We start from the raw sequence: 21227 nt of genomic DNA, 5'->3' as shown, positions 1-21227 counted from the left end.
AGAAACTTAGGATTTAATCGCGTTCATTTTAAAAAAAAAGCATAATCAGTTCGATTATGCTTTTTTAAGTTTTAGTTAGCTTGTACTGTTATGGGTAAATTGTATGCAGTACGTACCGGCTTGGAGTCTATCATACCCGGACTCCATTTTGTTTTTAAGGATTTTAAAACTCTAATTGCTTCTTTTCCTAGGCCATATCCTGGATCGTTTTTTACTTGAATATCTGTCATGCTTCCATCTTTTTCAACTACGAAGGAAACGTAAATTTTAATATTTTTATCAGTAGATATCTCAGGTGTTTCAAAATTTCTACCAACATAAGTATAAAACTTAGTTATTCCTCCAGGAAATTCAGGTAATTTGTCTAAAGCAGCACTCGCCATTACGTTGTTGCTATTTTCAATGGGTGCTGTGCCGTTACCGCCTGCAATTTGCGGCATAGTATTAATAGTGCTCGAAGAAGCTCCTACTGTTCCCTTTGCGGGTTGTGCTATAATTTCAATTGACGTCGGAATATCATCGGTGGCAAGAGGCGCTTTGACAATAATGGGATTGGTTAATTGCTTTGTAGTTACAACAGCAGCTGGTTGGGCTTGGATTGGTTTTGGTGCAATAGGAATGATAGGTTTTACCTCGGGTTGATAAATATTTGTTACTTCAATAATTTGATCTTGAATTTGTGGTAGTATAGTAGGAACCGCTTTGTTGGGAAATAGTGCACTAATAATATTGGGGATAGTTGCCAGTGATGCAAATAATAAAATACCAATAAAAAGTGCATAGTAGGAAGTCTTTGTGTTTTCTTGTCGCATTTGATAGGCGCCGTATTCTCTATTTCTGTTTTCGAATACTAGATCGATCCAGTTGTTCTCGTAAAGGCTTAGTTTAGACATGATGATTGGATTTAAAGGTTAAGTAATTATTAGATCATAGGCAATAAACAGTTTTCAAGTAATGATTGTTAATTTAAAACCATTACACTAATTTAGTTAATTTTTAAATACTAAATCAATATTAATGTTAATAAAATAAAAATAACTTAAATATATTTTATTTCACTTAAATAATTACTGTAAACGTTAGCGTTTGCTGGTGATGATCTCTGCTAATAATTTCTTAGCACGTAGTAATTTTACTTTTACACTACTTAAGGGTTCATTGATAGTGTTAGCTATTTCTTGGTATGTCATTTCTTGAAAATAGCGTAGTTGTATTACTTCTTGATAGTGTGGTTTTAACTCTTTGATGTAGCGTAGTAATCGAGATAGGTTTTGTTCTCTAATTAGTTCATCTTCTGCAGTAAGGGTTGTGTCTGCGATGTTGTACGCTTTTTGATCTTCGCGATCGGTTAGTTCAATAAAAAGACTAGATTTCTTTTTACGAAGTAAATCAATATGTACATTCTTAGCAATGCTAATTAACCATGTATTAAACTGAAATTCAAAACTGTAAGTTTCTATTTTATCAAATGCTTTGGAGAAGGTTTCAATTGTAATGTCTTCAGCATTTGTTTCGTTTTCAGTGCGTTTTAGCATGAAACCATATACCTCATTCCAGTAATGATTCAATAGAAAGGTAAAGGCTGTCTGATCGCCTTTCTTTGCTTTTTCTATTTGAGTTTTTATTTCCAATTTACTGGTTTTGAGAAAGTATTAGTTATAAAGATATTGATTTGAATCAAAATTAGAGTAAATTCTACTACGGGAAACCAATATTTTAAATCTTTTTCTTTTAATTTCCCAGCACAGAAACCAATAACAATCCAAGCACATATATAGCGTATCACAACTAAGCTAAGAACAATAATCCATTGAAATTGAAACGACAATAAAATTATCGGTAATAGAATAAACATTAGCTGACTAAAGTAAAATACTCCAAGTTGTAGCTGGTCTCTTTTTTTATAATGTTTTGCAGTTGCGATATGTCTTCTTTTTTGGGTAAACCATTCACTGTACTTTGTTTTGGATTTAGAAACGGTAAAACTATCAGGAGTATAAGCAATGGCGGTATTTTTTGCGGTCGAAGCTTCATTTATGAACAAATCATCGTCTCCAGATCGAACTTGAATATGATTGATAAATCCGTTTACATTAAAAAATTCTTCTCTCTTGTAGGCTAAATTGCGTCCCACGCCCATGTAGGGTAGTCCCATTTTTGCCCACGAAAAGTATTGAACAGCGGTTAATACCGTTTCAAATCGAATGATTTTATTTAGAAATGAATTGTTGATTTTTTCGTATCCTCCGTATCCCAACACAATTGTTTTTTGCATAGTGAACTGGGAACTCATTGCTGTGATCCAATTTTTAGATGTTGGATAACAGTCAGCATCAGTAAACAATAAATATTCTTTTTTTGCGGCTTTTATACCTAGTGTTAATGCATATTTTTTATTGCCCCAAAACGCTTCATTATTTTGCACTTTTACCAGGCGAATATTAGAATATTGTTTTTCAAATTCTTCAAAACGTTCTAGCGTTTCATCGCTTGAAGCATCATCTATTAAAATAATTTCGAAATCAGGATAATCTTGTGCAGCTAATAAAGGAATGAATCTAACTACGTTTTCTTCCTCGTTTTTAGCGCAAACAATAACGGAAATCGGGATTCTTTTAGGTGTTATTTTTTGTGCTTTTGCGAATGCAAATTTCCCAAAAACGACCAGATAGTATATTATTTGAATGGCTACAATAGCAATAAAAAAGTAAAGAATTAGTATAAGCATCTGTGTTTAATAGGTTATTTAAATCGGTTGCAAAGGTATGAATAGAATTGTGAAAAGTAAATGATAAAATGCTAAATCTATTTGTTGATTTCGGCTGTCTTATTTTCGTTTAAATCACATTAACTTCGGCTTCTATACGAATGCCAAACTTTTCAAATACCGTTTTTTGAATATCCTTCGATACGGCCAGAATTTCCTGACCAGTCGCTTCACCATAATTAACTAAAACTAGCGCCTGATTTTTGTGAATACCTGCGTCACCAAAGCGTTTTCCTTTGAAGCCTGCTTGCTCGATAAGCCAACCAGCGGGAACTTTTACTTCTGAATCTGAAATTTCATAGTATTTCATTTCAGGGAATTTTAGGTGGATTGGGTCAAACTCTTTTTTAGATAAAATAGGATTTTTAAAAAAGCTTCCGCTATTGCCTAACTCTTTTGGGTCGGGTAATTTGCTACTACGTATTGCGATTACGGCGTCGCTAACCTCTTTTAGGCTAGGATCAGTGGTGTTGTTTTTTGATAATTCGGCTAGAATATCACCATAAGATGTATTAATCTTATGATTTTTCTTGGTTAACTTAAAAACCACTGAGGTTATAATATATTGAAATTTGAACTCATTTTTAAAAACACTTTCTCGATATCCAAAATGACAATCTGCATTGGTAAAAGTTTTGATGGTCTGATCTTTGATTGCTATGGTTTCACAGGATACCATGGTGTCTTTTATTTCGGTTCCATAAGCGCCTATGTTTTGTACAGGCGTTGTGCCAACGTTACCAGGTATTAAGGACATGTTTTCGAGCCCGCCAAAACCTTGATCGATAGTCCAGATTACAAATTCATGCCAGTTTTCGCCTGCTTGACTTTCTACCCAAACAAAGTCTTCATCTTCGCTTATGATTTTTTTTCCTTTCAAAGCAATATGAATTACAAGTGCGTCAATATCTTGCGTTAGCAACATATTACTACCACCTCCTAAAATAAATTTTTTACTAGTAGGATTAGATTGTAAAATACTGGTTAATTCACTAATCGTTTGAATTGCAATAAATTGTTTAGCTATAGCTTCAATGCCAAAACTATTGTAGTTTTTTAGCGAAAAGTTAGTTTTTATTTCCATGAATGGAGGTGCTTTTAATACGAATTTTAAGGTTCAAAAGTAAGCATTAAAATTGAGTTACATAATTTTTCATCCAGATATGCATCATAAATAAAGGCATTATAAAAGCAGTCATTGTGGTGTCTCCTTTTTTCAAGCGATCTACTAATTTTTTACTATTTATGTTTTGTAAATAAGGCATCTGAAAAATTTCACTTTTAGCAAACGAGTCTAGTTCTTGCGCAAATATGGGGCTATGTAATAGGTACTTTTCCCAAGGTGCGCTGAGACCAATTTTTTTAAAATTAAGGATTGATTCTGGCAATTGATCTTGCATCGCTGATTTTAGAATAAACTTTCCTTTTTTTCCTGTGAACAACCATTTGTCGTCTAAAGATCCTAAGCCGCTAAGTAAACGTTGATCTAAAAACGGCTCTCTACATTCTATTGATGCGCCCATAGTTGCTCTATCGTTTCGATGCAGCAAAGAGCGAAGATACGTTTGTTGATCATAATAAAGGGCTTGTCTTCTTAAATTATTAGGATACAATTCAACCGCTTCATCATATATTTGATGACGGTATTTATTGATGGGAGAGGAGCGAATTCCAAATGTCTGTTCGATATCACGGGGGTAAATATTACAGCTGTTAAATACTATTAAATCCGATTTTTTGCTCATTTGAGAATAACGAACTAACTTCTCAAAACGGGATGTTTTGTCAAAAAGATCTAGTGAAGCTATCTTAGCGATGGACTGTAGTAATGAGGGGTATTGCAATGCTTTATAACGTACATATCCTCCCATTAACTCATCAGCACCTTCGCCTGATAACAATACTTTTACTGATGGTTTTGCTAGTTCAGAAACTGCTAATAGATGTGGCTCATTTAAATGCATTATGGGTTCATCTTGAAAATAGGTAGCTTGTACTAGACTGTTGTACAGGGCTTCATCTTCTAATTGTAAGGTGTGAAAACCATAGCCAAATTTTTCACTAAGCATCTTGGCAAGATGGGATTCATTATGTTTCTCTTCTTTAAAACCAATATTAAAGGTAGAAATATTTTCAAATTGTTGCTTTTTTAAGCTCGCAAGGATTGAAGATGAATCTAAGCCACCGCTTAATAAAACTCCTACAGGAACATCACTTACCATGCGTAGTCGAACAGAATCGTCAAATGTAGCTTTGAACCAATCAAGTGGATCTTTAATTGTGGGTTGGTTTTGTATCTCTGTTTTTAGATCCCACCATTTTGTTGTTTCAATTTTACCGCTAGCATGAACAGTCATGCAATGGCCGGGTAGTAGTTTGTTAATGTTTTCGTACAAGGTATTTTCGCCTGCTACAAAGCGATTAAAGATGTATTCCTCTAGGCCTTCTTGAGCGATTTTAAGCTTTATGCCAGCGATAAAGAGAGCTTTTTGCTCAGATGCGAAGTAAAATGTTTCGTTGTGTATAGCGTAATACAAGGGTTTGACTCCCATTCTATCCTTGACAATAACAAGTTTTTTTTCAAGTGTGTCCCATATAGCGAAGGCAAACATTCCATTAAGCCGCGGAAGCATTTTTAAACCGTATAGTTGAAAAAGTTTCAAAAGAACTTCTGTGTCTGAATTTGTTTTTACGGCATACCCATTATTTCTGAGTTCACAATAAAATTCTTTAAAATTATAAATTTCGCCATTATACACCATGATAAAACGCTTGTCATCAGAGATAAAGGGTTGGTGTCCTGCTTTTGAAACATCTAATATAGAAAGTCTCCTGTGACCAAAACCAATGTTTTTATCAATGAATAAACCTTGGTCATCGGGTCCACGATGCACTAATGAATCGCGCATTTTTTTTAGAATGCGCTCGTCAACTATTCTATTTGAATTAAAATGTAGTATTCCGTTAATTCCGCACATAATTATTTTTTTGACTATACGCGTTAATCAGCTCGTGGTATTTTTGAGCAATCCTACTCATGTTCGTGTCGTAATTGGCATTGTTTTCGACAAATAATCTATTGTAAGTAGTTGCTTTATCTCGGTATGTTTTGTTATTAAAAGCCCAAATTATTTCATCTGCTAATTTTTGATAATCAGCCACAGGAACAAGTTGTCCATTTTCGCGATGTTTTATCCAGCTTTGGTTTCCGGGAATATCGGTAACAACAGGATAGGCATTACAAGCCATTGCTTCAAATAAAGAGGCCGATACTCCTTCGGTCGTTGGCATGCTTATATAAAAGTTGGCATTTTGTAATAATTCGGGTAACAGCGTATTGTCAATACGTCCTGTGAAAATAACTTTATTTTCAATTTTCAATTTTTTTGCTTTTTCTTTTAAATAATTGGCTTGTGATCCATCTCCAATAATAGTTAATACGAAATCTATTCCCTTTTGGTTTATTATTTCAAATGCTTTTAATATTGTTTCATGACTGTATTCGGGTAATAATGATCGTGTTACTATAGCACTTATTTTCGAACAATCGGCACTATTTTTATTGTTAAATCGCTTTAGATCGATTCCTTTTGGTAGAACTAATACCTTTGACAAATCGACATTGGCCTCGGCCATAGAAATTGTCATGACTGGCCCCCATGCGTGTATTAAAGTAGCTTTTTTAAAAGCGTAGTTTTGAATTATTTTTTTCAGGGGTAATAAAATAGAATTTAAAGGCCATAAGTCGGTTCTACCTTGCTGAGCAATTGCTGAAGGTTTTATGCCTGATAATGCAGCTAGAAAGCCGTAGCTAGTTGTCCGTTCTGCTATTACCATATCAGGCTGCTCTCGATCAATAATTTTTTTTATTTTAAAATAAGCAAATTTAAATTCAAAAATACGTAGAATGCGATTAGGCAAGGTATTGCTAGGTGTTTTTAGCTCCCAACAAATGATTTCGAAGTCTCCATATTCTTTTAGGCCGTTCATCCAAGTGATGGCATCGGCTCTGTAGGATTCTCCAAGAAAAAGTATTTTTCTTTTATTCATTTGTTTGGTTTAAAATTCATCACCACTTAAAGCCCTGCTTATAAATTCGTTTAACGGTTTTAAGAGAATAAGTTTTTTCGTCACCATATTTACAAACCCTTTTTCTGCAACATCTTCAAATTTAATTTTATGTGAGCTTTCAAAACTCTTGAGTTTTAATAAGTCAATTGCAGGATGCTCTTTGTCATATCCTCGAGGCGGATTTTTAAGCAGGCTTTTTTCATTACGATCAAAATCTACAAATACTTTTTTAAATTCTTTTTCAAGTAATATTTCTTCTAAATCTTCATAAAAAAAAGCGATTTCTTTTCGTATTTTTTTTAACTCCTCGGCTTCGGGAGCATACAGCCCTCCTGCGATAAAAGCTTCTTCAGGATCTAAGTGAATGTAGTACCCGGGGCTATTTTTTCCTTTTACTCTGCCACAAGGCATCCATATTCCGAGGTGTGTTTTATAAGGAGTTTTATCTTTAGAAAAGCGAATATCTCTATTAATTCTAAAAGTGCAATTTTTCACTTCTAGCATTTCAAGAGTAGGATCTAAAGGTTTCATAATTGCTAACAGTTCTGAAACAAGTTTCTGATAGTCTTTTTTAAAAAGCTCGTATCTTTTTTTATTTTCCAAAAACCAATCGCGATTATTGTTCCCTTTTAAGTCTGCAAGAAATTGAATTGTTTCTATCGCTAACATATGTAATCGATTAAGGTTGTTTTTCTATCCTTTATTAGTGTTTTTAGAATCAGTAGTTGTATCCGTAGTAATTGGGTAGTTATTAGTCCATTCTGATATACCTCCTTTGAGCTCAACTATTTGTGTAAAACCTAATTCTTCTAGTTTTTTAACCGCTTTACTACTGCGATTTCCACTTTTACAATACACATATACTGGTTTTTTCTTGTCTAGCGACTCTGTCTCTGCTTCAAAAGCATCGCCTAGCCAATCGATGTTAGTAGCGTTTTTTATATAACCTGCTGAGTATTCGCCTGGTGTTCTTACATCTATAATTTGAGGCTTAACCGCAGTGTTTATGTTATTAGCGAATTCTGTAGCTGAAACCGTTTTAATTTTATCTGAGGTTTGAGCGTTACAAGCAAATAGAGTAATAGTTACCAATAAGGCTAAAAAGGAACGAAAGTTAATCATAGGATTTGGTTTTTAGATGTGATACAAAAATAACTAATTATTAAGTGAATCCCCTTAATTAAAGGCTAAAATTCCTTTTATAAATTAAAAATTTGATAGGATTGATGAGTTGATTTTACAATGATTTCTGTTCGTTCAGGATGCGTATCCGAGATAAAAAGCTGACCAAAGGCTTCACTGTTTACCATTTCGATAATTTTAGATACTCTGCTTTCGTCAAGCTTATCAAAAATATCGTCAAATAATAAGATCGGTTTTACGCCACTTTGTTTCTTAAGAAATTCGAATTGTGCTAATTTTAAAGCAATCAAAAATGACTTCTGTTGTCCTTGCGATCCAAATTTTTTAATGGGATGGTTGTCAATTTCGAAGGATAGGTCGTCTTTATGAATCCCAACGCTTGTGTAATGTAAGGTTCGATCTCTATTTATATTTTGTTGTAATAATGTCAATAAATCATTTTCGTATAAATGACTTTCATATACTAATTGCACACTCTCGGCAGAACCGGTTATAGCATGGTGATGTTCATTAAATATAGGAACGAAAGCAGCTATAAATTCTTTTCTTTTTTCGAAAATATAAGTACCGTAAGTAGTCAATTGTTCGTTGTAGATAGCGAGTGTGTCATTCTCAAAAACATGATTTAGTGCAAAGTATTTTAGTAATGCATTGCGCTGACTCATTACTTTTTGGTATTGAATTAATTGCTGTAAATACTGGGCGTCAAGTTGTGATATAACGCTGTCCATGAATTTACGGCGTGTTTCACTTCCTTCTACAATCAAATCCCTATCAGCTGGTGAAATAATTACTAAGGGTATGAAGCCGATGTGGTCCGAGAATTTGTCGTATGCTTTGCCGTTGCGTTTAAGTACTTTTTTCTGACCTTTCTTCAAGCTGCACACGACTTGTTCAGTACGTTCTTTCTTGACAAATTCGGCATCAATGACAAAAAACTCTTCGCCGTGCTTAATGTTTTGAACCGCCAAAGGGTTAAAATAACTTTTGCCGTACGACAAATGATAGATAGCGTCTAACACATTGGTTTTACCAATTCCGTTTTTCCCTACGAAACATATTATTTTACTTTCGAACTCAAAATTAGCTTCTGAGAAATTTTTATAATTGAATAATGAGATTTTTTTTAGATACATCTTTTAGGACCTACTGAAATAGAGGTATTTGTCGTTTTTGGAGTGTTTTTAATAAAAGGTTGCAAATTATTGAAAATTATTGATAAAAAGAACTTTTGGCTATTTTGTCTCCAATTTATTTTAGTTTATCAAAGTAGATTAAGGGGTTCAAAAAATATTTTTTCGATTCTGATATAAAATATGTAATTTATTGCGTGAGTTTGAATAAAAATTTTATTTTTGCGGTTCACTAAATTAATTTTAAATGGCTACTTACAATAAAAGAGGATATAAAGCACCAAAAGAAAAAGAAGTAAACGATACTACTGTTGATAATGTTATAATTGACGAAAAAGATAGTACAACGGCGGGTGTTTTTTCAGCTTTAGATGAAACTGCTTCAAAAACTGAAGATTTCGTTGCTAGAAACCAAAAAATTATTATTGGTATAGTAGGAGCTGTTGCTTTGTTTACTGTTGGTTACTTAGTTTATCAAAAATTTATTGCTGAGCCCAAACAATTAGAAGCAGCTAATGAGATGTTTGTTGCACAACAAAACTTTCAATCAGCTATTGATGGAGTTAAAAGTGACTCTCTTTTCAAATTATCTTTGAATGGATCAGAAGGTAAGTTTGGTTTCTTGAAAATTGCTGATGAATATTCAGGTACTGATGCAGGAAACTTGGCTAACTATTACGCTGGAATTGCTTATTTAAACACAGGTAAATATACAGAAGCAATTGATTACTTAAACAAGTTTAACTCAGATGATATTGTTTTAAGTGCTTTAGCAAAAGGAGCAATTGGAGATGCATACGCACAAAAAAATCAACTTAAAGAGGCTTTAGATAGTTACAAAAAGGCAGTTGAGGCAAATAAAAATGATTTCACAACTCCACGTTTCATGTTAAAAGCGGGTAAAACTGCCTTAGCTCTTGGAGATAAAGAAGCAGCTTTGAAATTTTTTACAGACATCAAAGAAGATTTTGATACAGCACCAGAAGCAGCTTCAGTTGATGCTTTAATTGGTTTGTCTCAATAAATATAAAATACACAGTTCTAAGGTTGGCAGTTACATTTATTAAGAGTAATTTTAATACATGTAATTGTCAATTTTTTTTTAAATCAAATATTAAATATCATTTTTATGGCAACGATTAATAAGAATTTATCGGTTTATGACAAAAGCAGCTTACCTAAAGCAAAAGATTTTCGCTTTGGAGTTGTAGTTGCAGAATGGAATGAGGAAATCACAGAAGGATTATACAATGGAGCCGAAGCAGCTTTTTTAGATAGTGAGGTTCCTGCAGAGCATATTATTAGATGGAATGTTCCAGGAAGTTTTGAACTTATTTACGGTGCAAAAAAAATGTTGCAAACACAAAATGTTGATGCTGTTATCGCGATAGGATGTGTGATACAAGGAGAAACGAAGCATTTTGATTTTGTATGCGAAGGTGTGACACAGGGTATAAAAGACCTAAATGTACAGTCAGATATTCCTGTTATATTTTGTGTTTTAACAGATAATACCATGCAACAGTCGATTGATAGAAGTGGAGGGATTCATGGAAACAAAGGAACTGAAGCAGCAATTGCGGCTATAAAAATGGCTTTCATTCGTCAGCAAGCATCCTTGGCGCACGAATACAAAAAACCAGCTTTGTTGTCATCAGGTCAATTACAAATTGAAAACCTTCCTTTGAAGTTAGACGAGTAATTCGTATCATACACAAATAGGAAACCTATGCTATTTCTCAAAATAGGATAGGTTTTTTGTTTTATTTATGATTTTCTAAAGAGGTAAAGCCAATCAAATTTCCTTAAATTTGTGACTATTTGTTTGGGAGCCCAAAACCATAAATTTTTAAACTATTTTTTCTTAATGTCAAGTATAATCCAATTACTTCCTGATCATGTCGCAAACCAAATTGCTGCTGGAGAAGTGGTGCAAAGACCTGCCTCAGTTGTCAAAGAATTGCTAGAAAATGCTGTGGATGCTAATGCCTCAGACATCAAGCTCATTATTAAAGAAGCAGGGAAAGCATTAGTGCAAGTAATCGACAACGGAAAAGGGATGAGCGTAACAGATTCTCGTTTGTGTTTTGAACGTCATGCGACATCAAAAATTCGTCAAGCAGAGGATTTATTTTCATTAAATACTAAGGGTTTTCGTGGAGAAGCATTAGCTTCAATTGCCGCAATTGCTCACGTAGAGATGAAAACAAAGCAAGACCAAGAAGAACTTGGTGTTCAAATTATAATCGAGGGGAGTAAGTTTGTCGCGCAAGACGCTGCCGTGCTTCCTAAAGGAACATCTTTTGCAGTCAAAAATCTTTTTTTTAACATACCTGCACGTCGCAATTTCTTAAAATCAGATACAGTAGAATACCGTCATATCATCGATGAATTTCATAGAGTTGCATTGGCGCATCCTTCTATCTATTTTACTTTTTACCACAATGGAAGTGAAATGTTTAATCTGCCAGCTTCGACTTTAAGGCAACGTATCGTAAATATTTTTTCGGGTAAAACTAATGAGAAATTAGTGCCTGTTCAGGAGGAAACCGAGATTGTTACCATTCAGGGATTTGTTAGTAAGCCAGAATTTGCCAAAAAAAGCAGAGGTGAACAGTTTTTCTTTGTTAATGATCGATTCATTAAAAGTGGTTATTTGCATCATGCCGTAATGGCTGCTTACGAAGGACTCTTGCGTGATGGTGCGCAACCAAGTTATTTTCTATATTTAACGGTGCCACCCAACACGATTGATATCAATATTCATCCTACTAAAACAGAAATTAAGTTTGATGATGAGCACGCCTTGTATGCTATTTTACGTTCTTCAATAAAGCACAGTTTGGGTCAGTTTAATGTAGCACCCGTTCTAGATTTTGATAGAGACTCGAACTTAGATACGCCCTATAATTATAAAGATTTAAAAGGAGAAACGCCTACAATTCAGGTGGATAGTACTTTTAATCCTTTTTCTGATGATAAAGTTAATAAACATTATGCCTCGGCTAGTTCTTATAGAAAACCCGAGCCTACTGCAAGTTGGGAAAGTCTTTATGTTGGTTTAAAACAAGATTCACATTTTCAGTCTGCTGCAACTGATTTTACTTTTGAAACGGAAGAGATCACAGGATCTTTGTTTAATGATCAAGAGGTAGAGCATGCTGTTCAAAATGTATATCAAATACATAAAAAGTATATAGTATCTCCTATTAAATCAGGAATGGTTATTGTTGATCAGCAAAGGGCACATCAACGGGTTTTGTATGAGCAGTTTTTGACTAATATGACCGTGCAACAAGCATCAAGCCAGCAATTACTATTTCCTTTAGATTTGTTTTTTTCATCTGCTGAGATGGATTTAATTGAGGAACTTAAACTATCCTTAGTAAATACTGGTTTTGTTTTTGAAGAAATAGCTGATAATGCACATATAGTAATTTCTGGGATACCTGTAAATGTTACAGAGAGTGAAGTTTCTATGGTTTTAGAGCAATTGTTAAGCGATTTAGAAGATGGTATTCCAGAGAATAGCTTCAGTCAAAACGATACAATTGCAAAGTCGATGGCTAAAAGTTTAGCCGTAAAAACAGGGATAAGTTTAACAGTAAAAGAACAAGAGAATTTGGTAAATGGTCTTTTTGCCTGTAAAGATCCAAATGTTTCTCCTTTTCAAAAACCTACTTTTATTACAATGAGAGTAGAAGATTTAGATAAAAAATTCGCAATATGAGAAATATAACCGAAACGGTAAAGCAGTTACTAATTATTAATGTATTATTCTTCATTGGTACACTTGCTGTCGGAGATCAAGCTTACGATTTATTAGCACTATACTTTCCTGAGAACGGTGGTTTTCAGTTTTGGCAACCTATTACACATATGTTTATGCATGGGGGGTTTATGCATATTTTATTTAATATGTTTGCCTTATATTCCTTTGGATCTGCGTTAGAGCATTTTTGGGGAGGTAAAAAGTTTTTGTTCTTTTACCTCTCATGTGGTTTAGGTGCTGCCTTAATACACACAGGAATAAATTACTATTATTTTCAAGATGCCATTAATACGCTTGTAGAAAGTGGTTTTGAAAAAGCAGAAATTTTGAAAGTATTGAATGAGGGTAAAATTAATACACAATGGCAAGAATTGCTTACGACTTCACAATACCAAAACTTTATTAGCTCTTATGCAGGAACTGTTGTAGGTGCCTCTGGCGCTATATACGGAATAATTGTTGCTTTTGCTTTCATGTTTCCAAATGCGGAGTTAGCTTTGATATTCATTCCAGTTCCTATTAAGGCTAAATATTTTGTACCAGGATTAGTTGCAGTTGATTTATATTTGGGGGTTTCTGGTCAGTCGCTTTTTGGCGGGCCTGGAATTGCTCATTTTGCTCACGTTGGTGGTGCTTTGTTTGGGCTTTTGATAAGTTGGTATTGGAAGAAAAACCAATTTGAGAACAATCGTTGGAATTAAGTAAAAGCAAGTAAAGCCATGAATATTATAGACGATTTAAAATTACAGTATAAAGTAGGGAGTGTTGCTTTTAGAATTATCTATTGGAATGTGGGATGCTTTCTTTTATCATTAGCTTTTTTCTATCAGTATAGTGGTGGATTCTTTAGTTTTCCATCGTGGATCGCTTTATCAACTGATCCAGCTAATTTTGCAGTAAAGCCTTGGACGTTTTTAACCTATGCTTTTTTTCATGATGGTTTTTGGCATTTGCTTTTTAATATGATGGTTTTGAATTTTTCTAGTCAATTATTTTTGACTTATTTCACGCAAAAGCAGTTGCTAGGAAGCTATATTTTAGGAGCAGTTTTTGCTGGTTTAGTATTTGTTATCAGTTACTATATTTTGGGGATAAATACTTCTATTGTTGGTGCTTCGGCCGCAATTATGACTATCTTAGTTGCGGTAACAACTTATCAGCCGCTAATGAATGTAAGAATGTTGCTGTTAGGAAACGTTAAATTGTGGTATATTACAGCAGTACTTCTGATTTTAGATTTAATGCAATTTCGATTAGATAATATGGGTGGGCATATTTCCCATTTATCAGGGGCTTTCTTTGGTTTTTTATACATTAAGTTACTCGAGAATGGCACTGATTTAAGTGTGGGGGTTACTAAAATTATAGATTTGTTTGTAAATAGATTTAAGAAATCACCTTCGACACCCTTTAAAAAAGTACATAAAAATTACAACAGGCCTAGTGAACAACGCACCTCCAAGATTGTAACAAAAACAAAATCACAGCAACAAATAGATGAAATTCTTGATAAAATTAGTCAGTCTGGATATGATAGTTTGTCTAAAGAAGAAAAAGATTTTTTATTTAAAGCAGGGAATTAATTTCCAAAAATAGAGTATGTGAGCTGAATTTTAATTTTAAACTAAAATAATGAAAAACCTTTCTTGGTTCAATAAAGGGATGTATAGTTTAAACATTCTACTTATTCTTGTTACTTTTATTGCATATATTCTTCCTTTCTTAGCGCCTAAAATATTTCCTATTTTAGCAGTTTTGACATTGATGATGCCTCTTTTTTTTATATTAAACACTTTATTTTTTATTTATTGGTTGTTGCAGTTCAAAAAACGAATGATTTTATCAGGCATTGTATTGTTAATAGGCATCACTTTTATCAATAAGTTTTATAAATTTTCAGCCAATGCTTATCCAGCTGGAGAGAAAGACTTTCTGGTAATGAGCTACAATGTTCGCTTGTTTAATTTGTTTAATTGGATTGATAAAAACGATGTACCTGGCTCTATAGTGGATTTTATAAATGATAAGAACCCCGATATTTTGTGTATTCAAGAATTTTCTTCCTCTGCTACTATAGATCTAAAGGTATACAAGTATAAATATATTTTAATGGCTGGTAATAAAATTAAGTCTGGTCAAGCTATTTTTTCTAAATTCCCTATAATTGATCAAGGAAGTATTGTTTTTCCCAACTCTAATAACAGTGTTATTTATGCTGATATTAAAAAGGGCAAGGATATTATACGAGTGTACAATATGCAATTACAATCCATAAAGATTTCACCCGATGTGGATGAGATTAATGATAATATAGAGGTGATCAACAAGAGCAAGTCTCGAATGTTATATAGACGCATTAGTAAAGCTTTCAAGCAACAGCAACAGCAAGCGGAGCTATTTAAAGAACACGAAAGTCGCTGTGAGTATCCCGTTATTATCTGTGGTGATATGAATAATAGTGCCTATTCTTACGTATATCGAAATATTAAAGGTAAGTTGAAAGATAGTTTTGAAGAGGCTGGTACAGGTTTTGGCCAGACCTATAAATTTAAATATTATCCTGCTCGAATAGATTATATTTTTGCCGATGAGAGAATGATTGTCAAGGAGTTTCAAAGTTTTTCAGATATGAAAGATTCGGATCATTATCCAATAATGGCTAAACTAAGTCTGGAGTAGGAACTCTACTTAGAAAGTAGTGGCTGCTCTCTCAAATAATCAATAGTAAATTTACCTTCATTAAAAAGTAAGTCTAAGATGCTCAGGTTGTTTATAAAGCCATGTTTGTCCTCAAACACTTGCATGTATCGGTTTACTATCGAAGTATCTTTTTTGCCATCGATCAAAAACCTATAATCTTTTATATTGTTTTGATCTACCTCCCTTAAATACTCAGTTGTGGTTTCAAAAGTAATTTTTTTGCGTAAGCATTTAGAAACTATGGCTATTGATTCAAAATTTAGATCAAGTAAGTAGTTGTGCTTTTTTTCGTAAAATGGTCTTATTTCATCTTCAAAAAATTCAAAAAAGGGAGAACTACGATACGCTGTTTCAAGTGATTTAAAGTGTTGCTTCTGCCAATCTGAATCATTATCTATAATAATATCTTTGGTTTTTTGATGGGCCTCTTTGGTATGTTTTACTGGGATATTTAGAATTTGAATACCATTTGGACTATAAATATAAGTGCGGTTCCTGTTTGTTTGTTTTTGAAAATTATCTTCGATTTCAAACAGAATTGTATCTGCTTGCTCCATGGCAACGTAATGACTGATAGAAGGGAAGTAAGAGGGGTGAAGTAAGCTTTTCATTTGGTTGCGAACAAAAGTTATTAATTTAAATAAAAAAGTCATAAAGTTACTTGTTTTAAGTGGGCTTTATGACTTAGTAGTGGTTGTTATAAAATTAACTATTTTTTTCTTTTCGTTTTTTCCAAAAATATTCTCCAACAAAGAAAGCAGCCAATGCAAATAGGAAGTATTTGAAATAGGACTGCGGTTGTCCTTCACCACTTACTGTTGTGAAAACTCGATCCCATCGGATGCTCCAATTTTTAATACCATCATTGATGCCTTTAATACTCATCCAGATAAAAACGGGTTTACCCACAATATGATCCTCAGGAACAAAACCCCAGTAGCGGCTATCTTCAGAGTTGTGGCGGTTATCACCCATCATCCAATAATAATTTTGCTTAAATTTATAGCTTGTTACTACCTGTCCATTAAGTCTGATTTCGTTTCCAATTACTTTTAGATCATTTTTATCTCCTTGATCATTTTTTTCATAATCAGTTATGATTCTTTTGTAAAATGGTAGCGATGCGGTGTTTAAAGCGACTGTTTTTCCTTTTTGAGGAATGTAAACAGGCCCATAATTATCTTGATTCCATTTGTTGATTTGAGGGAATATGCTTGCCTCAACATCTTTAGCTATAATTCTGTTTACAGCAGTAATACCAGGTACGTTTTTTAATCTCGCTGCACTAGCTTCTGTTAGTGCTCTAAAGATCAAGGTGTCTCTGCTGTCATTAATATAACCTGCTGCATCTGTGATATCCATATCTTTAACAAGATATTCGAAATCAATAAAGGTTTTTCCGTCTACAACTACGTTGTACGAAAATTGAGGTTTTGCTCTTTCCGGAAGAATCAGTTTTTTTCCGTCAATATAAACCATTCCGTCTATAATAGATAAACTATCTCCAGGGATACCAACACATCTTTTTACATAGTTTGATTTTTTATCTACCGGTTTAATAACTCCTGGTTTTCCCTTTGGTTCAAAGAAATAATGTACGGTATCTACTGGCCAGTTGAAAACTACAATATCACTTCTGCTAATCGCTTCTGTCGCGGGCATTCTTAAGTACGGTATTTGAGGCCAACTTAAGTAAGACTTAGATTTGGTCATAGGTATCGAATCATGAACCATAGGAAAGGCAACGGCTGTCATTGGGATTCTTGCTCCAAAGTTAATTTTACTAACAAATAAAAAATCACCTACTAATAAGGATTTTTCTAAAGATGGAGTTGGTATAGTATATGGTTGTACTACATAGGTGTGAACTAACGTGGCTACAATTATCGCAAAAAGCAATGAGTTGATCGTGTCTCCAATAGTAGTTTGTGATTTTAGTGATCGTTCAGTTACGTGTGTTAACTTTTGCGTATAGTTAACATAGTATATGTATAGTCCCAAGGTTACTATTCCTAGAATAGTATCTATTGTACTGCGTTTTCCAAAGCTCCTTAACGTTTCTACCCATATAATAGGAAACATAATTAAGTTAATGACAGGAATGAACAACAAAATAGTCCACCAACTTGGGCGTCCTATTATTTTCATTAAAATAATTACATTATAAACTGGTACGGCAGCTTCCCAGCTTTTTCGGCCAGCAGCCACATACATTTTCCAAGTTCCAAGAAAATGAACTAATTGAATGAGTAAGAAAAATACAAACCATTGATAAAATGACATAATTGATAGGTTTAGTGTGTAATGTAAATAAATAATAGTACGAGATTATTTTAACTCTAGAACATCTTTCATAGTGAAAACCCCTTGTTTTCCAATGATCCATTCTGCTGCTATAACTGCGCCAAGTGCAAAGCCTTCGCGATTGTGTGCTGTATGCTTAATTTCGATACTGTCTACATCTGAACTGTAAGTAACTGTATGTGTACCTGGAACAGTTCCGATTCGTTTTGCTTCTATTAAAATTTGATCTGCTGTTGGTTCTTCTAAAGTCCAACTTTTATATTCACTGTTATTGATAATTCCTTTTGCTAGTGAGATAGCAGTTCCACTTGGTGCATCCAGCTTTTGCGTGTGATGAATTTCCTCCATCTTAATGTTGTAATTGTCTAGCTTTGCCATCATTTTTGCAAGATATTCGTTGATTTCAAAGAATATATTTACACCTAAGCTAAAATTTGAGCTCGAAATAAAAGCTCCTTTTGTTTCATTGCATAACGATACCATTTGTTCATAATGATCTAGCCATCCTGTTGTTCCTGAAATAACAGGTACATTCTCATTTAAGCAGTTTGTAATATTAAGCACTGCTGCGTTAGGTACGCTGAAATCTATAGCCACATCTGCGTTAGATAGGCCTTCGTAGGTATTGTGTTCTTCTTTTTTCAAAATAATTTCGTGTCCTCGCTCCATTGCGATTCTTTCAATTACTTTTCCCATTTTTCCGTATCCTAAAAGCGCAATTTTCATTTTAATGTATTTATGAATTAGAAGAAGTTTAAAGTTGATTAACGCAATTATGTTTCTCTAAAAATTATAATTAATAGTTAGACCCACATTTGCTTTTAATGTTACATCATTAGTATATAGCGAAGGTTTAAAGGAGATATTTTCGTCAACATTAAATTGCAAAAGTGCTGCATCAACATTGGCATCTATGATGTTTAGAGCATAAAAGGCGACAACAAATAAAGCAGATAGATCTCTGTTCCTTTGATAGAATTTTTGACCCGTAATTAATCTGTCAGTATCTAAGTAATCTAAGCTGTCATCAGAGTATCCTTCCAGTCTTCTTTTGTAAGCGTCGCGGTACTGGTTGTATTTTTTATTGCTATCCAGATAGAAATAAAGACTAGTTCCAATTGCACCATAGACAAGAGGGATTTTCCAATATTTTTTATTGTAGGCTTGCCCCAAACCTGGTAAAACTGCTGAGTAAAAAGCAGCTTTAGCGGGTGTTAAAGGATCAATATCATTAGATTTAATGGTATCTTGAAGAATCACGGGGCCATTTGTTTTTGCTTGAGCAAGAACAGTAGCATTTCCTATAATGAAAAGGAATATTCCTATGGAAAGAATTTTATTCACTATCCTTTTATTAGTTCTAATATACGTTTAAAATCTTCTGAAGATTTAAATGGAATCGTAATTTTGCCTTTTCCATTTGCAGCCACTTTTACATCTACTTTGTTTCCAAAATAGCTGTTAAAAACATTTTTATCAGTCTCTTCAATTTCAAAATTAGCTGATTTAGTTGCTGCAATGCTTTTAGGTTTTAAGCTATCTTGGTAGTTTTTAACTAAAGCTTCAGTGTCTCTTACAGATAAATTTTGACTGACGATCTTTTGATAAATTCCTGTTTGAGCATCTAGATCTTCAATATTAATAATTGCTCTACCGTGACCCATACTTATAAAACCATCACGAATTCCTGTTTGAATAATTGGATCAAGTTTTAAGAGACGCAAGTAATTTGCAATAGTAGATCTTTTCTTTCCTACACGTTCGCTCATTTGCTCCTGCGTTAACTGAATTTCATCGATTAATCGTTGGTAAGAAAGAGCGATTTCAATTGGATCTAAGTCATGACGCTGAATATTTTCAACTAATGCCATAACTAATGATTCATTGTCATTTGCAATACGAATGTAAGCAGGGACAGATGTTAGTCCCACAAGAGTCGATGCTCTTAAACGTCGCTCTCCTGAAATTAATTGGTATTTATTGAAATCCAATTTCCTAACAGTTATAGGTTGTATGACTCCTAATTCCTTAATGGAAGTAGCAAGCTCTCTTAATGATTCCTCATTAAAATTACTACGAGGTTGAAAAGGATTTATTTCAATGGCTTCTATATCAAGCTCAATTATATTCCCAACAACTTTATCAGCGTTTTTGTCATCTACTGATTTAATATCGTTTTCAGGATCTTTTAATAAGGCAGATAGTCCTCGGCCTAGGGCTTGTTTTTTTATCGCTTTTGCCATACAATTACTTGCTATTTTTCTTAATTACTTCTTGTGCTAAATGCAAATAGTTTGTAGCACCTTTACTTGTAGCATCATAGTTAATGATACTCTCTCCAAAACTTGGAGCCTCACTTAACTTCACATTTCTCTGGATAATTGTATCAAAAACCATGTCGTTAAAGTGTTTTTGCACTTCTTCTACTACTTGATTGGATAGTCGCAATCTAGAATCATACATAGTAAGTAATAATCCTTCAATATCAAGATCTGGATTGTGTATTTTTTGTATACTTTTGATTGTATTTAATAATTTTCCAAGGCCTTCTAACGCAAAATATTCACATTGAATAGGTATGATTACTGAATCAGCTGCTGTAAGTGCATTTAGCGTCAATAAACCTAGGGAAGGAGCACAGTCGATAATGATGTAATCGTATTCTTCCTTAATATCCGCTAAAGCTTTTTTAAGCATGTATTCTCTATTTTCTTTGTCTACCAATTCTATTTCGATAGCAACAAGGTCAATATGAGCAGGGATAACATCAACATTTGGAGCAGAACATTTTACAATAGCTTCCTTTGGACTATTGCTATGTTCTAAGATTTGGTAAGTCCCTATTTCAACACTTTCTACATCTATCCCTAACCCTGAACTCGCATTAGCTTGAGGATCAGCATCTATAAGTAACACTTTTTTTTCTAAAACTCCTAATGAAGCGGCTAGATTTACTGATGTAGTAGTTTTTCCAACGCCTCCTTTTTGATTAGCAATCGCAATGATTTTGCCCATTTATTTTCTAAATTTTGAACCGTAAAAATACAATTTATTATGGTTTCTGAAAATCTATTTTGTTAACAATTGTTAAAGATCTTTTTACGTGTAGAGGCTTGTAGGTTTATTTGTAAATTGTAAGATTTGTGAGAGAACTATTTAGCTTTGTCAATCAAAATTTACTTTAAATATAAATTTTTTATTTACTTGTTTAAGGAAAAAAGAATTGTATATTTGCAGCCGATTGCGGGGTGTAGCGTAGCTCGGTTATCGCGCCTGCTTTGGGAGCAGGAGGCCGCAGGTTCGAATCCTGCCACCCCGACTAAAACCTTCTTGTAAG

At 33.7% G+C, this 21227-nt stretch carries 21 protein-coding genes and 1 tRNA gene; 7 read left to right on the top strand and 15 right to left on the bottom strand.

Translation table 11 applies throughout. The features are described 5' to 3' along the window. Positions 1-71: 71 nt before the first annotated feature. The 9 genes from H8R22_RS08000 to recF all read right to left on the bottom strand — a co-directional run bounded on the left by H8R22_RS08000 (position 72) and on the right by recF (position 9117). A complete protein-coding gene (locus H8R22_RS08000; protein WP_187009932.1) occupies positions 72-893 on the bottom strand; it encodes an energy transducer TonB in 822 nt (273 codons plus the stop codon). Between the two features lie 186 nt (positions 894-1079). Further along, entirely contained in the window at positions 1080-1631 is a 552-nt protein-coding gene (locus tag H8R22_RS07995) for an RNA polymerase sigma factor (RefSeq protein ID WP_187009931.1), read from the bottom strand. Next, positions 1622-2728: a glycosyltransferase gene (locus H8R22_RS07990; protein WP_187009930.1), complete on the bottom strand. Its 1107-nt coding sequence runs from the start codon at positions 2726-2728 to the stop codon at positions 1622-1624. Before H8R22_RS07990 ends, H8R22_RS07995 begins: the two co-directional genes overlap by 10 nt. A 109-nt stretch (positions 2729-2837) precedes the next feature. Further along, the gene (murB, locus tag H8R22_RS07985; protein WP_187009929.1) at positions 2838-3851 is read right to left on the bottom strand and encodes a UDP-N-acetylmuramate dehydrogenase; all 1014 of its coding nucleotides are present in this window, start codon (positions 3849-3851) and stop codon (positions 2838-2840) included. A gap of 46 nt (positions 3852-3897) precedes the next feature. Continuing rightward, the gene (asnB, locus tag H8R22_RS07980; protein ID WP_187009928.1) at positions 3898-5745 is read right to left on the bottom strand and encodes an asparagine synthase (glutamine-hydrolyzing); all 1848 of its coding nucleotides are present in this window, start codon (positions 5743-5745) and stop codon (positions 3898-3900) included. Then, positions 5732-6817, bottom strand: coding sequence for a glycosyltransferase (locus H8R22_RS07975; protein WP_187009927.1), 1086 nt, complete (start codon positions 6815-6817; stop codon positions 5732-5734). The genes asnB and H8R22_RS07975 overlap by 14 nt, the downstream gene beginning before the upstream one ends. Before the next feature lie 9 nt (positions 6818-6826). Then, positions 6827-7507: a DUF2461 domain-containing protein gene (locus H8R22_RS07970; protein ID WP_187009926.1), complete on the bottom strand. Its 681-nt coding sequence runs from the start codon at positions 7505-7507 to the stop codon at positions 6827-6829. 24 nt (positions 7508-7531) lie between these two features. Continuing rightward, a complete protein-coding gene (locus H8R22_RS07965; protein WP_222616904.1) occupies positions 7532-7960 on the bottom strand; it encodes a rhodanese-like domain-containing protein in 429 nt (142 codons plus the stop codon). Between the two features lie 77 nt (positions 7961-8037). Beyond that, positions 8038-9117 (bottom strand): DNA replication/repair protein RecF, encoded by a 1080-nt coding sequence (recF, locus tag H8R22_RS07960; protein ID WP_187009925.1) that lies wholly within the window; start codon positions 9115-9117, stop codon positions 8038-8040. A gap of 244 nt (positions 9118-9361) precedes the next feature. On the opposite strand from recF, the gene H8R22_RS07955 reads away from it, so the two are divergent. The 6 genes from H8R22_RS07955 (at position 9362) to H8R22_RS07930 (ending at position 15565) form a co-directional block, all read left to right on the top strand. After that, a complete protein-coding gene (locus H8R22_RS07955; protein WP_187009924.1) occupies positions 9362-10138 on the top strand; it encodes a tetratricopeptide repeat protein in 777 nt (258 codons plus the stop codon). A 105-nt stretch (positions 10139-10243) separates the two neighbouring features. Further along, the gene (gene ribH / locus H8R22_RS07950) at positions 10244-10816 is read left to right on the top strand and encodes a 6,7-dimethyl-8-ribityllumazine synthase (protein ID WP_187009923.1); all 573 of its coding nucleotides are present in this window, start codon (positions 10244-10246) and stop codon (positions 10814-10816) included. A 165-nt stretch (positions 10817-10981) separates the two neighbouring features. Further along, the gene (gene mutL, locus H8R22_RS07945; RefSeq protein ID WP_187009922.1) at positions 10982-12844 is read left to right on the top strand and encodes a DNA mismatch repair endonuclease MutL; all 1863 of its coding nucleotides are present in this window, start codon (positions 10982-10984) and stop codon (positions 12842-12844) included. Beyond that, the gene (locus tag H8R22_RS07940; protein ID WP_187009921.1) at positions 12841-13587 is read left to right on the top strand and encodes a rhomboid family intramembrane serine protease; all 747 of its coding nucleotides are present in this window, start codon (positions 12841-12843) and stop codon (positions 13585-13587) included. The genes mutL and H8R22_RS07940 overlap by 4 nt, the downstream gene beginning before the upstream one ends. Before the next feature lie 18 nt (positions 13588-13605). Further along, a complete protein-coding gene (locus H8R22_RS07935; RefSeq protein WP_187009920.1) occupies positions 13606-14469 on the top strand; it encodes a rhomboid family intramembrane serine protease in 864 nt (287 codons plus the stop codon). A 49-nt stretch (positions 14470-14518) separates the two neighbouring features. Further along, the gene (locus H8R22_RS07930; RefSeq protein ID WP_187009919.1) at positions 14519-15565 is read left to right on the top strand and encodes an endonuclease/exonuclease/phosphatase family protein; all 1047 of its coding nucleotides are present in this window, start codon (positions 14519-14521) and stop codon (positions 15563-15565) included. Positions 15566-15570: 5 nt separating this feature from the next. On the opposite strand, the gene H8R22_RS07925 is transcribed toward H8R22_RS07930, so the two are convergent. The 6 genes from H8R22_RS07925 to H8R22_RS07900 form a co-directional block, all read right to left on the bottom strand. Further along, positions 15571-16197, bottom strand: coding sequence for a WbqC family protein (locus tag H8R22_RS07925; protein WP_187010172.1), 627 nt, complete (start codon positions 16195-16197; stop codon positions 15571-15573). A gap of 94 nt (positions 16198-16291) precedes the next feature. After that, positions 16292-17869: a signal peptidase I gene (lepB, locus tag H8R22_RS07920; RefSeq protein ID WP_187009918.1), complete on the bottom strand. Its 1578-nt coding sequence runs from the start codon at positions 17867-17869 to the stop codon at positions 16292-16294. A 45-nt stretch (positions 17870-17914) separates the two neighbouring features. Next, the gene (dapB, locus tag H8R22_RS07915; protein ID WP_187009917.1) at positions 17915-18616 is read right to left on the bottom strand and encodes a 4-hydroxy-tetrahydrodipicolinate reductase; all 702 of its coding nucleotides are present in this window, start codon (positions 18614-18616) and stop codon (positions 17915-17917) included. A 57-nt stretch (positions 18617-18673) separates the two neighbouring features. Then, complete coding sequence (locus H8R22_RS07910) at positions 18674-19234, bottom strand: DUF5683 domain-containing protein (protein WP_187009916.1); 561 nt, start codon at positions 19232-19234, stop codon at positions 18674-18676. Further along, positions 19234-20133, bottom strand: a complete 900-nt coding sequence (locus H8R22_RS07905; RefSeq protein WP_187009915.1) for a ParB/RepB/Spo0J family partition protein — start codon at positions 20131-20133, stop codon at positions 19234-19236. Before H8R22_RS07905 ends, H8R22_RS07910 begins: the two co-directional genes overlap by 1 nt. Positions 20134-20137: 4 nt before the next feature. Beyond that, positions 20138-20905: a ParA family protein gene (locus H8R22_RS07900; RefSeq protein ID WP_187009914.1), complete on the bottom strand. Its 768-nt coding sequence runs from the start codon at positions 20903-20905 to the stop codon at positions 20138-20140. A 229-nt stretch (positions 20906-21134) separates the two neighbouring features. On the opposite strand from H8R22_RS07900, the gene H8R22_RS07895 reads away from it, so the two are divergent. Then, positions 21135-21209, top strand: a tRNA-Pro gene (locus H8R22_RS07895). Positions 21210-21227 lie beyond the last annotated feature (18 nt).

This window comes from Flavobacterium kayseriense, from assembly GCF_014305095.1.
GTDB lineage: Bacteria > Bacteroidota > Bacteroidia > Flavobacteriales > Flavobacteriaceae > Flavobacterium > Flavobacterium kayseriense.
This window is presented reverse-complemented; position numbering and strand designations above follow the sequence as displayed.

What these genes read in the sequence shown, in the direction of transcription:
- ribH (WP_187009923.1), top strand. Translation starts at nt 10,244, where the DNA reads ATGGCAACGATTAATAAGAATTTATCGGTTTATGACAAAAGCAGCTTA.
- murB (WP_187009929.1), bottom strand. Translation starts at nt 3,851, where the DNA reads ATGGAAATAAAAACTAACTTTTCGCTAAAAAACTACAATAGTTTTGGC.
- H8R22_RS07935 (WP_187009920.1), top strand. Translation starts at nt 13,606, where the DNA reads ATGAATATTATAGACGATTTAAAATTACAGTATAAAGTAGGGAGTGTT.
- recF (WP_187009925.1), bottom strand. Translation starts at nt 9,117, where the DNA reads ATGTATCTAAAAAAAATCTCATTATTCAATTATAAAAATTTCTCAGAA.
- H8R22_RS07900 (WP_187009914.1), bottom strand. Translation starts at nt 20,905, where the DNA reads ATGGGCAAAATCATTGCGATTGCTAATCAAAAAGGAGGCGTTGGAAAA.
- H8R22_RS07970 (WP_187009926.1), bottom strand. Translation starts at nt 7,507, where the DNA reads ATGTTAGCGATAGAAACAATTCAATTTCTTGCAGACTTAAAAGGGAAC.
- lepB (WP_187009918.1), bottom strand. Translation starts at nt 17,869, where the DNA reads ATGTCATTTTATCAATGGTTTGTATTTTTCTTACTCATTCAATTAGTT.
- H8R22_RS07940 (WP_187009921.1), top strand. Translation starts at nt 12,841, where the DNA reads ATGAGAAATATAACCGAAACGGTAAAGCAGTTACTAATTATTAATGTA.
- H8R22_RS07975 (WP_187009927.1), bottom strand. Translation starts at nt 6,817, where the DNA reads ATGAATAAAAGAAAAATACTTTTTCTTGGAGAATCCTACAGAGCCGAT.
- H8R22_RS07965 (WP_222616904.1), bottom strand. Translation starts at nt 7,960, where the DNA reads ATGATTAACTTTCGTTCCTTTTTAGCCTTATTGGTAACTATTACTCTA.
- H8R22_RS07930 (WP_187009919.1), top strand. Translation starts at nt 14,519, where the DNA reads ATGAAAAACCTTTCTTGGTTCAATAAAGGGATGTATAGTTTAAACATT.
- asnB (WP_187009928.1), bottom strand. Translation starts at nt 5,745, where the DNA reads ATGTGCGGAATTAACGGAATACTACATTTTAATTCAAATAGAATAGTT.
- dapB (WP_187009917.1), bottom strand. Translation starts at nt 18,616, where the DNA reads ATGAAAATTGCGCTTTTAGGATACGGAAAAATGGGAAAAGTAATTGAA.
- H8R22_RS07925 (WP_187010172.1), bottom strand. Translation starts at nt 16,197, where the DNA reads ATGAAAAGCTTACTTCACCCCTCTTACTTCCCTTCTATCAGTCATTAC.
- H8R22_RS07905 (WP_187009915.1), bottom strand. Translation starts at nt 20,133, where the DNA reads ATGGCAAAAGCGATAAAAAAACAAGCCCTAGGCCGAGGACTATCTGCC.
- H8R22_RS07955 (WP_187009924.1), top strand. Translation starts at nt 9,362, where the DNA reads ATGGCTACTTACAATAAAAGAGGATATAAAGCACCAAAAGAAAAAGAA.
- H8R22_RS07990 (WP_187009930.1), bottom strand. Translation starts at nt 2,728, where the DNA reads ATGCTTATACTAATTCTTTACTTTTTTATTGCTATTGTAGCCATTCAA.
- H8R22_RS08000 (WP_187009932.1), bottom strand. Translation starts at nt 893, where the DNA reads ATGTCTAAACTAAGCCTTTACGAGAACAACTGGATCGATCTAGTATTC.
- mutL (WP_187009922.1), top strand. Translation starts at nt 10,982, where the DNA reads ATGTCAAGTATAATCCAATTACTTCCTGATCATGTCGCAAACCAAATT.